The organism is Qipengyuania sp. GPGPB31 (assembly GCF_038396345.1).
In the GTDB taxonomy this organism is placed as follows: Bacteria; Pseudomonadota; Alphaproteobacteria; order Sphingomonadales; family Sphingomonadaceae; genus Qipengyuania; species Qipengyuania citrea.
Genome location: NZ_CP149572.1, coordinates 1,315,650 through 1,324,858, shown reverse-complemented (window position 1 = coordinate 1,324,858; position 9,209 = coordinate 1,315,650). Strand labels below are relative to the sequence as shown.

Annotated in this window: 11 protein-coding genes; 3 read left to right on the top strand and 8 right to left on the bottom strand. The window is 67.3% G+C overall.

Annotated elements, in window-relative coordinates; all coding sequences use genetic code 11:
* Positions 1-126: 126 nt before the first annotated feature.
* The 5 genes from WKH79_RS06805 to WKH79_RS06785 form a co-directional block, all read right to left on the bottom strand.
* The gene (locus WKH79_RS06805; protein WP_341860013.1) at positions 127-1,308 is read right to left on the bottom strand and encodes a CCA tRNA nucleotidyltransferase; all 1,182 of its coding nucleotides are present in this window, start codon (positions 1,306-1,308) and stop codon (positions 127-129) included.
* Between the two features lie 105 nt (positions 1,309-1,413).
* Positions 1,414-2,007 carry a CoA pyrophosphatase gene (locus tag WKH79_RS06800; RefSeq protein WP_341860012.1) on the bottom strand — a complete coding sequence of 198 codons (594 nt, stop codon included), beginning with the start codon at positions 2,005-2,007 and terminating at the stop codon, positions 1,414-1,416.
* The gene (locus WKH79_RS06795; protein WP_341860011.1) at positions 2,004-2,552 is read right to left on the bottom strand and encodes a DUF1285 domain-containing protein; all 549 of its coding nucleotides are present in this window, start codon (positions 2,550-2,552) and stop codon (positions 2,004-2,006) included. Before WKH79_RS06795 ends, WKH79_RS06800 begins: the two co-directional genes overlap by 4 nt.
* A gap of 212 nt (positions 2,553-2,764) precedes the next feature.
* On the bottom strand, positions 2,765-3,286 hold the full coding sequence (locus tag WKH79_RS06790; protein ID WP_341860010.1) for an N-acetyltransferase: 522 nt from the start codon (positions 3,284-3,286) through the stop codon (positions 2,765-2,767).
* A gap of 49 nt (positions 3,287-3,335) precedes the next feature.
* The gene (locus tag WKH79_RS06785; protein ID WP_341860009.1) at positions 3,336-4,523 is read right to left on the bottom strand and encodes a PQQ-dependent sugar dehydrogenase; all 1,188 of its coding nucleotides are present in this window, start codon (positions 4,521-4,523) and stop codon (positions 3,336-3,338) included.
* On the opposite strand from WKH79_RS06785, the gene WKH79_RS06780 reads away from it, so the two are divergent.
* On the top strand, positions 4,522-5,172 hold the full coding sequence (locus WKH79_RS06780; RefSeq protein WP_160767240.1) for a ribonuclease HII: 651 nt from the start codon (positions 4,522-4,524) through the stop codon (positions 5,170-5,172). The genes WKH79_RS06785 and WKH79_RS06780 overlap by 2 nt on opposite strands.
* Here the strand turns inward: WKH79_RS06780 and WKH79_RS06775 are convergent.
* Entirely contained in the window at positions 5,169-5,381 is a 213-nt protein-coding gene (locus WKH79_RS06775) for a hypothetical protein (protein WP_050599823.1), read from the bottom strand. The two genes, WKH79_RS06780 and WKH79_RS06775, sit on opposite strands and share 4 nt — an antisense overlap.
* A gap of 96 nt (positions 5,382-5,477) precedes the next feature.
* Complete coding sequence (locus tag WKH79_RS06770; RefSeq protein ID WP_050599822.1) at positions 5,478-5,690, bottom strand: cold-shock protein; 213 nt, start codon at positions 5,688-5,690, stop codon at positions 5,478-5,480.
* Positions 5,691-6,100: 410 nt separating this feature from the next.
* On the opposite strand from WKH79_RS06770, the gene WKH79_RS06765 reads away from it, so the two are divergent.
* The gene (locus WKH79_RS06765) at positions 6,101-7,240 is read left to right on the top strand and encodes a site-specific DNA-methyltransferase (protein WP_063506243.1); all 1,140 of its coding nucleotides are present in this window, start codon (positions 6,101-6,103) and stop codon (positions 7,238-7,240) included.
* Between the two features lie 216 nt (positions 7,241-7,456).
* Here WKH79_RS06765 and WKH79_RS06760 read toward each other — a convergent pair whose 3' ends face one another.
* A complete protein-coding gene (locus WKH79_RS06760) occupies positions 7,457-7,756 on the bottom strand; it encodes a GIY-YIG nuclease family protein (RefSeq protein ID WP_341860008.1) in 300 nt (99 codons plus the stop codon).
* A 333-nt stretch (positions 7,757-8,089) separates the two neighbouring features.
* On the opposite strand from WKH79_RS06760, the gene folP reads away from it, so the two are divergent.
* The gene (folP, locus tag WKH79_RS06755) at positions 8,090-9,205 is read left to right on the top strand and encodes a dihydropteroate synthase (RefSeq protein ID WP_341860007.1); all 1,116 of its coding nucleotides are present in this window, start codon (positions 8,090-8,092) and stop codon (positions 9,203-9,205) included.
* Positions 9,206-9,209 lie beyond the last annotated feature (4 nt).

The window sequence follows — 9,209 nt, the reverse complement described above, 5'->3', positions numbered from 1 at the left end:
TGCGCCATCGGTAATTCCCCGCTGGGGAACCGGGACTCTATTTCACGGTCGGCTTTTTTTGCAACCGCGTGGCCCTTATGCTGCAATGCACCTTAAGCCAGGCTGAAGTCGCCGCGGGGCCCGCGTTCAGCTGCCCGCCAGTGCCCGGTCGAGCAGCTCTTCCACCCGCGCGCGCGGCGGGAAGCGTTCTTCCACCCACAGCGCCTCGACCTCCTGCAGGATCCGCGCGACCTCGGGGCCCTTGGCGACCCCGCGCGCGACGATCTCGCCGCCCTTGAGCGGGAAGGCGGGCGCCTGCCAGCCAAGCATGGGTGCCGGATCGGCGCCCGTTATCAGCAGCCGGTCGAGCGCGCAGTCGGCGCCCACGCGGTAGGCGAGGCCGCGCGGATGTGCGCCATCCTGCGCGCTGCGACGAGCGACGCAGACCAGCCGGTCGCGCTGCTTGCGCGACAGGCGCAGTCGGGCGGCAACGGCTTCGGCGACGGGAACGATCGGCGGCAGCAGCGCGGCGAGGCGGCGCATCGGGTCGGCCGGGATGCCAGCGCTATCTTCGGCTGCGATCAGCCGGCCGAGCTGGTCGATCTCGCGCGTGCCGCATTCGGGGAGCACTTCGGGCAGGACACCCAGTTCGCGCATGCGCGCCGCAGTGGGTGCCGGGTCGGGCAGCGCCAGCAGGTTCTGCAGCTCCCACCCTACGCGTTCGCGGCTCAGCCCCTTCAGCGTCGGGGCGAGCGCGGCACAGGCGGCACTGGCTTCGGCGTCCCAGTCGTCGCCGAAGCGTGTGGCGAAGCGGAAATAGCGCAGGATCCGCAGGTGGTCCTCGCGAATGCGGGTTTCGGCATCGCCGATAAAGCGCACGCGGCGTGCAGCCAGATCGCCCAGCCCGCCGAAATAGTCGTCGATCGCCAGCGTTGCGGGATGCGCGTAGAGCGCATTGATGGTGAAGTCGCGTCTTGCGGCATCATCCTTCCATTCCTCGCTGAAGGCGATCGTCGCGCGCCGGCCATCGGTCTCGACATCGCGCCTCAGCGTGGTGATCTCGACATTGCCGTCATCGAACATGGCGGTCACCGTGCCGTGGTCGATCCCGGTCGGGATCGTGCGGATGCCGGCAGCCTTGCAGCGGTCGATCACGGCGGCGGGCAAGTGGCGCGTCGCGGCATCGATATCGTTGCTGGCGTGGCCCAGCAGCGTATCGCGCACGCAGCCGCCCACCCAGCGGATATCCTCCGCGCCCAGCGCCGCCACCAGCCGGGCGAGGCTGTCGCGCCGGGTCCATTCGGCTTGGGGCAGGTGCGTGGTGGTCACTTACGTATCCGTTCGAGGCTGGCCGGCTCGCGGCGTGGTGTGCGCGCCGATTAGGTCATGCACGGCGCGGCCACAAGCGCGCGGCGCGACGCGGGAGGCAGGCGCTCAATCGAACCAGGCCACGCGGCGCGACAGGTTCCAGCAGATCGCCGCGGTGACGCCCCAGATCCGGTAGCCGTCATGGTCCATTTCCAGATAGTCGCGCTGCGCGCCCTGCCAGAACACCGAATTGCGCTGCCACAGCTGCGCGTCCATCAGCTTGTCGAGCGGGCATTCGAACCAGCTTTCGACCTCGCGCGGGTCGGGGCGGATGGGCAGGTCGTGCGGCACCGTGGCCAGCACCGGGGTGATATCGAAGCCCGTGCCGGTCTGGTAACGGTCGGTGGTCCCGATCAAACGCACCTGTTCGGGTGCGATCGCCAGTTCTTCCCACGCCTCTCGCAGCGCGGCCTCGACCGCCGTTTCGCCGTGGTCCAGCTTGCCGCCGGGAAAGGCGACCTGCCCGGGGTGGTCGCGCATGGTGCGCGGGCGCTGGGTCAGCAGGACGGTGGGGCGGGGCTGTTCGGTCACCGCGATCAGCACCGCGGCATCCGCGGTGCGATCGGCATCGGCAAAGCGGCTATCGGTCAGCAGGTCATCAAGGTCGCGCGTGTGGCCGTATTCGAACAGCCGGGTCAGCCGGTCGAAGATCGCGCTCATGCGGGTCGGAGCGAGAAGGTTTCGCCGCCGCTGGTCACTGTCCAGTCGTCACCGCGCTCCAGCGCGATACGGGCCAGCTGTTCATAGGTCGAGCGGTTGAGCCGCGCCTCGCAGCCGCGGCGGACATGCAGGTACAGCGCGGGGCTGTCGGGATCGCCCGATGCGCGGATGCGGTTGTCGGGGCCCGCGACCACCAGTTCGTCGGTGTTGAGCCGGAAGGCCAGATCGCCTTCCGCCTGGCTGACATCGGTGGCGATGAAGCAGGCATCCTCCACCTCGATCGAGAGCTTCTGGTAAGGGACCACGAGCCAGTAGCCGCCATCCTCTTCGCGGTTGAGCAGGCCGGCGAAGGCGCGGACCATGGCGGGGCGTTTGATCGGCGAACCATCGTGATACCAGGTGCCGTCCGCGGCGATCCGCATGTGGCTGTCGTCGGCCGCTTCGGGCGACCATTCCTCGACCGGGGGCAATTTGCGATCGGCCACCGCCTGCGCGATCTGCGCGAGCGACATTCGGGCGAGTTCGGGGGGCGGGGTGTAGGGCACGGTACGAGCGATGGCAGAACACTCCCGCTCACTCAATACCCCGTCGCCCCCGCGCAGGCAGGAGCCCAGAGGGCTTCATGTCAGCTCATCCGGGGCGGCTATCTGGATCCCTGCCTGCGCAGAGATGACGGCGCAAAGATGGCGTCTGTTCGCGGCTGACTGCGTCAGACGCTGCGCAGCCGAGGGAAGCGCGGGTGCGCTTCATGGCCGCATCAGGAAGGCCACGGCCCCAGCATGCCTTCATCGGGCAGGATCGCCGGATTGCCCGAGCGCGCCAGCAGGCGGTGTTTCTCGTACGGGCCGGGGCAGTGCCAGCCCTGCGTATGGTCGGCGATGAAGCCCCAGCGGTCGTAATAGTCGGGATCGCCGATCATCACCTGCGGCAACGGGGCCGCGCCCTCTTCGAACCCCGCGTCGATCGCGCCGAGGCTGGCGGCCATCAGCGCCTTACCGAAGCCTTCGCCCTGCCGGCCGGGCATGACCGCGACGGGGCCGACCATGATCAGCGGGTGCGCGCGCCCCTTGGGGTCGGTCAGCGCCACCGGCCACAGCTGGATGGTGCCGACGAGGTAATCCTCGTCGTCGAGCGCGGCGAAGCTCAGCGCCTCGAGCCAGTCGGCGCCTTCGCGGATGCGATAGGCGGTACGCGCATGGCGGCCCTCACCGAAAGCGGTGTCGAGCAATTGGTCGACCAGCGCGGGATCGATCGCGGCAAGGGGGACGAGCGTCGCCATGGGGCGCGCCGATTAGGGGCGCTGGCCGGCCAAGTCGATATAATTCGCCTTAGCCGGGGCGAAGTTCGAGCAGTCGGCCGCCGTCGCCATCCTCGAGCACCCACAACGCGCCATCGGGTCCTTCGACGATCTGGCGGATGCGTTCACCCATGTCGTAACGCGCCACTTCGCGGGCGCTGTCGCCATCGGTCGCCACGCGGACGATCGCCTCGCTCTTGAGCCCGGCGATCAGCAGGTCCCCGGCCAGTCCGTCGAACAGCGTGCCCGAATAGAAGACCATGTTGCCGGGCGCGATCACCGGGGTCCAGTTGACCGCGGGCTTGGCAAAGCCGTCATCCGCCGAATGGTCGGTGATCGGATCGCCGTCGTAATGGACGCCGTTCGACCGCTGCGGCCAGCCGTAATTGGCGCCCTTGCGGACCACGTTGAGCTCGTCGCCGCCCTTGGGGCCGTGTTCGATTTCCCACAATCGGCCCTGCGCGTCGAAATCCATGCCCAGGATGTTGCGGTGGCCCATCGACCAGACATCGTCCAGCGCCCCGTCGATCGCGCCGTCGCCCGCGGGTGTCCCGTCGAGCTCGAGCCGGACGATCTTGCCCAGATGGCTCTGCCGGTCCTGCGCGGGTTCCATCTTCTGGCGGTCGCCGCTGGCAAGGAAGATGTGCTGCCCATCGGGGCTGAAGGCGATGCGGTGCGAATAATGCCCGCGCCCGGTCACCTTGGGGGTCTGGCGCCAGATCACGGCGAGATCGTCGATCCGGCAGCTGTCGGCCAGCGGGCAGGACAGTGTGCCGCGCCCGAGCGCCGCGCCGCGCGTATCGCCTTCGCCGGCTTCCGCCCAGGTCAGGTAGATCGTGCGCGTGCCGACGGCATTCGCGCTTTCGCCGGGCAGGAAGGCGACCTCGCCCAGACCGCCCTGGCCGCCATAGTCGACTTGCGGCAGGCCGCTGACAGTCATCAGCCGGTCCTGCGCCGTATCGTAGACCTTGGCCGTTCCCGGCTTCTCGGTGATGAACAGCATCGACGTGCCGGGAATGAAGGCCGAGGCCCAGGGTTCGGAGAAGCTGCCATGCTCGGCAATCGCGAAATCGCCGTCCCATGCGCCCGCCGGGTCGCCCGCGGCAGCGCCCTGCGCAGGCGGGCTATCCCCTGATCCGGCGTAGCCGCAACTTGCGGCAAGCAGCAGGGGCGATAGGGTGAGGGCCCAGAAAGGTTTTGGGATAGAGGTCCGTTTCATGTTCAGTGCAACTCCCCAGAATGGACTTGGTGCCGCGCCGTTGGTGGTGGGCGTCGACGAGGCCGGGCGCGGCCCGCTGGCAGGCCCCGTTGTCGCAGCCGCGGTCGTGCTGTGCAAGCCATGTCCGGGCGGGCTGGACGATTCCAAGAAACTGTCGGCCAAGCGCCGCGGCGCGCTGGAACCGCAGATCCGCGCGCGCTGCGCATGGGGGCTGGCCGTGGTGGAACCGGCGGAAATCGACCGGCTCAACATCTTCCACGCGACCATGCAGGCAATGACGCTGGCGGTGACGCGGCTGGTCGATGCGCTGGCGTGCGAACCCGATGCGGTGCTGATCGATGGGAACATGACCCCGCACGGCCGCAACCCCGCATGGCGCTGGGCGCAGGCCCGGCCGATCGTCGGCGGCGACGGGAAGGAACGCTGCATCGGGGCGGCCAGCATCCTGGCCAAGGAATATCGCGACCGGCTGATGCGCGAAGCGGCGCGGCAGCACCCGCATTACGGGTGGGAACGCAATGCCGGCTACGGCACGGCGGAGCATCTCGAAGCGCTGCGCACGCGCGGACCCACGCCGCTGCATCGGCGCAGTTTTGCGCCGGTGGCGCAAGTCGATCTGTTTGCGGAAAGCGCGGCCTCGGCGGCCTAGGCGCTCGCTTCGGCTTCTGCTTCGGCGGCCTTGGTCGCGGCAATCTTGCGGCGCTGTTCGGCCACTGCGCGGGCCTGGTCGGCAAGCGCCTGCCAGGTCGCTTCCGAGCGCAGCGCACGGTCGCGCACATTGCTCAGCGTCGCCGCCTCCGCATCGGAGGCAGCCTCTGCCGCACGCGCGGCATAGAATTCGTAAGTCTGGCTGGCCATTGGCGTCTCCGGAGGGGGTGCGGCGGGAAGGGGGCGTAAGGTGGTGCGCGCGCCGCGGCCCGTTGTGGGGCCGGCGGCGCGCGAACCGGAATGGAATCAGTCGGCAGCCGAGAGATTCACGGCGCTGGCCTTGCCATTGCGGCCGGTTTCAACTTCGTAGTTGAGGCGCTGCTCTTTATCGAGCGAGTGCATGCCGGCGGCCTGGACGGCGCTGATGTGGACGAAGCTGTCGTCCGAACCGTCGTCGGGCTGGATGAAGCCATAGCCCTTGTCGGTGTTGAAGAACTTTACGGTTCCGGTCTTGCTCATGATGGTTCCTTTCGAGAACGCGAGAGGTTGCCGCGCCGCGACATGCGGTGCGGTCGTGCGTCAAATCGTCCGATGAAAGGAAGTCGTCGTCTGGTTTGCGCCGGGGCCACTGAAGGCAAGCGGCGGTCGTCAAAATCCGAAGTCCGTCGCAAATTTCGACGTCAGCGGCATCCTTGTAGCAGACATGTGCGGCATTCCCTAATCATTTAATCCGCTGCCCGATTGAGTCCTGCGCGCCACACCGCACCATCTAGAGTCCTGCGAATCCACGGGGACTCAATATCTTGTGACGGGCACCTTCTGTTCTTTCTGCAAAGCCGGCGAACCCGCTTCGCGCCGTCCAATTTGGCGCTTGACCGCGACTCCGTTTGGACTCACCCTGTGGATAAGTCAGGACAGGGAAGCATATCATGGGGGTCATCGAGACCACGAAGAGTCGCGTCAAAGCGGCTGTAAAACCGGCGCAAACGCCGAAGGAACTGCTCCCGCTGGGGCAGATCCTCGATGGCGATTGCGTGGCCGCCATGCGCCGGCTTCCCGATGCGAGCGTGGACCTCGTCTTCGCCGACCCGCCCTACAACCTTCAACTCGGGGGCGATCTCAACCGGCCCGACGGCAGCCATGTCGATGCGGTGACCGATCACTGGGACCAGTTCGACAGTTTCAAGATCTACGACGATTTCACCCGCGAATGGCTGACCGAGGCCAAGCGCGTGCTCAAGCCCGATGGCGGGCTGTGGGTGATCGGCAGCTATCACAACATCTACCGCGTGGGCGCGATCCTGCAGGACCTGGGCTTCTGGATCCTCAACGACATCGTCTGGCGCAAGTCCAACCCGATGCCCAATTTCCGCGGCACGCGCTTCACCAATGCGCATGAAACGCTGCTGTGGTGCAGCCAGGGCGAGAAGGCCAAGTACCACTTCAACTACCGCGCGATGAAGACGCTGAACGACGAATTGCAGATGCGCAGCGACTGGGTGCTGCCGATCTGCAACGGCGCCGAACGGCTGAAGGAGGGCGGCCACAAGGTCCACCCGACGCAGAAGCCCGAAAGCCTGCTCTACCGCGTGCTGCTCTCCACCACCGAGCGCGGCGACGTGGTGCTCGATCCCTTCTTCGGCACCGGCACCACCGGCGCGGTGGCCAAGCGGCTGGGGCGCGAATGGATCGGCTGCGAACGCGAAGGCAATTACCGTGACGCCGCGATCAAGCGGATCGAGAAGGAACTCCCGCTCGATGAAAGCGCGCTCACCACGATGCAGGCGGGCCGCAGCGCGCCCAAGGTGGCCTTCGGCGCGCTGGTCGAAAACGGCTTCATCAAGCCCGGCACCAAGGTGTTCGACAAGAAACGCCGCTGGACCGCGACCGTCCGCGCCGACGGCTCGCTCGCGCATGAGAAACAGACCGGCAGCATCCACGGCCTCGGCAAGGAACTGCAAGGCGCGCCCAGCTGCAACGGCTGGACCTTCTGGCACTACGAAGTCGAAGGAGAAGCCAAGCCGATCGACGCCGCGCGGCAGCTGTATCTGCTCGCGGTGGAGGACTGAGAAGTTCCGGGCAGGGTCGGCAAGCGGCTGGGCGGCGAATTCGAACTGCCAGCCCGGGTAGATCGAGAAGATCCGGCTGCTCGTGGGCAAACAATCCAGCTGTTCGTCGCTCCGGGACCCCGCTTTCTTGCGGGCGGGCGCGATGTCTGCATGGAGCGGGACCCCGGATCAAGTCCGGGGCGACGGCGGTTGGAGGGCAGTGGATCAGCCGGCGCATCAGACCAGCGTTTCGAATAGGTCCTCCCATTCAGGATTGGTCTTTTCGATCAACTCGAATTTCCACTGGCGGCGCCACCGCTTGATGCGCTTCTCGAAGGTTATGGCTTCGTCGATGGTATCGAAGCGCTCTGCCCAGACGAGGCGGTGCAGCCCGTAGCGCTTGCAGAAGTCCGATCCGATGTCTTCGCGGTGCTGCGACACTCGAGTGGCGATGTCCGAGGTGACCCCGACATACAGCGTGCCCCGGTAGCGGTCCGTCATTATGTAGACCCAGCCGCCGAATGGTCCGCTATCCATATGTAAGGGTTGAATAGAGATGCGCCGGGTGGTCAAGGCAGAGCGATCAATTGATCGTCGCCCCGGCCTACGAGCCGGGGTCCCGCTTTCTTGCTTTTTGGTCGGAGCTCGGAAACGTAGCGGGACCCCGGATCAAGTCCGGGGCGACGACAAATTGCGGCGTGACGTCTGTCCTACTCCTTTCCAACCCGCTAACACCTTGCGCATGATCCAGCGCTTCAAAGCTTCCGAGCCGCTTCGTCTCCCGGCGCACAACCACTCCGCGCCTTTTTTCACATTGGACCGTGTAACACCCGGTCCATGTCGCGGTGTTTGCCCTGGGGAAGTCCAACAATGAGCGGTCAGGTCTACATTCGCCCCATCGGCTTCGTCCCCGGTCCGCAGTCCGAGCACGGCAATGCCATCCGGCTGGCAGGCACCATGGTCTATGCCAGCCGCTTCGCGGTAATCCAGCGGCGAGACGGCGAGGTGGTCGAGCGCTGGCTTGCCGCGCCCGATACCATGGCCGAAGCGCTCGGCCGCCTGCCCGAAGAGCTTGGCGCCGAAGGCGAGGCGCAATGGGCCAATCTGACGCTCGCGCATCCGCCATTGCAACTGGGGGCGCGGACCGTACCGCTCGACCAGCCGCAGGTGATGGGCATCCTCAACGTCACGCCCGACAGCTTCAGCGACGGTGGGCGCTTCCTCGACGATGCCGAGGCAGGCCGTGACCACGCCGCCGCCATGGTCGAAGCGGGGGCAGCGATCATCGATGTGGGCGGCGAAAGCACGCGCCCGGGTGCCAAGCCGCTATGGGAAGGCGACGAGATCAAACGCGTCGTTCCCGCGATCGAGGCCTGCGCCGGCATGGGCGCGGCGGTCAGCGTGGACACGCGCAAGGCGGCGGTGATGGAAGCCGCGCTGGAAGCGGGCGCGCATCTGGTCAACGACGTCTCGGGCCTCGCGCATGATCCGCGTAGCGCCGAAGTGGTCGCACGCGCCGGCTGCCCGGTGTTGCTGATGCATGCGCCCGGCGCGGCGGGCGAGGACCTGCATGCGGGCGGGGACTATGCCAGCGTGGTGTTCGACGTGTTCGACGCGCTGCGCGCACGGCGCGATGCGGCGCTCGAAGCGGGGATCGCGGCGCAGCACATCCTGCTCGATCCGGGCATCGGCTTCGGCAAGAGCCTGGCGGAGAACCTCGCGCTGATGAACGCGCTGCCGCTGTTCCACGCGCTGGGCCACCCGCTGCTGCTGGGGGCCAGCCGCAAGCGGATGATCGGCGCGCTGTCGAAGGAAGCGCCGGTCGAGCAGCGGCTGGGCGGCAGCGTGGCGCTGGCGCTCGACGGGCTGCGCGCGGGCGTGCAAATGGTGCGGGTCCACGATGTCGCCGAGACGGTGCAGGCGCGCAATGTCTGGCGCGGCCTGCGCGATGCCGCGCTGACCGACTTCGCCGACTTGCCCGCCTAGGCGC